Source organism: Serratia sp. MMO-28 (genome assembly GCF_037199905.1).
Classification (GTDB): Bacteria; Pseudomonadota; Gammaproteobacteria; order Enterobacterales; family Enterobacteriaceae; genus Chania; species Chania oryzae.
In genome coordinates this window covers 1-665 of sequence record NZ_JBBCVB010000087.1, presented here as the reverse complement: position 1 = coordinate 665, position 665 = coordinate 1, and the positions used below count along the sequence as shown (strand labels likewise).

Genomic DNA, 665 nt, shown 5'->3' with positions numbered 1-665 from the left:
TCACACCAGTCTCCCAGATAGGCCAGGCCTTCACCGAAATGGGTATCAGGAACAGCCAACCAGAAATCGCTGTTCTTACGTTCTGATGCCGTAACGTCAGCATCCCGCAGCATCTGCGTAATGGCCCTATCCCGGAGGTCATCGATCAGCACATTATGTTGAGACGCATCACTGCTGCGCAGCAGATCACCAAAAGCGCCCCAGCGCAGTGCCTCAATAACGGCGTAGCAACGCCCGGCCAGTGAAAATTGTGGGTAACGTCCAGCCTGCCAACGAGTAAAAACCCGGTTAAGGTGTAACATACCGTTCTGAGTCTGTCTGAGTCCCTGTACCTCTTGCTCCAGGGCAAGGCATCGGGTATTGACGTTTTCTGCAAACTGGTGCAATTGCGCCCGTGTCTCTGCAGCATAATGGGCAATCTCGGCGGTATGATGGACAAGCTGGTTGACTCGGTCATTGACCTGAGTAATGGCGTAATGGCTTTTCGCTAACGAGCCGGTCAGTTCAATGAGCCAGCGTAATGAACTGTCCACGCCATCAGCCAGACTGGCATTGATCGCCTGCTGGCGTTGCACATTGGTACCAGTAAGATCGTGCCAGAGCCGCTCAAAAAATCGCTGGCTTTGTTGTATACGCGTGTGGTCACGCACGATATCAACACCGTT

The 665-nt window shown here is 53.2% G+C and carries 1 protein-coding gene; it reads right to left on the bottom strand.

Annotated elements, in window-relative coordinates; genetic code table 11:
* Positions 1 to 665: diguanylate cyclase regulator RdcB family protein (locus WG891_RS26645; RefSeq protein WP_337265239.1), on the bottom strand; the 665-nt coding region annotated here is incomplete at both ends.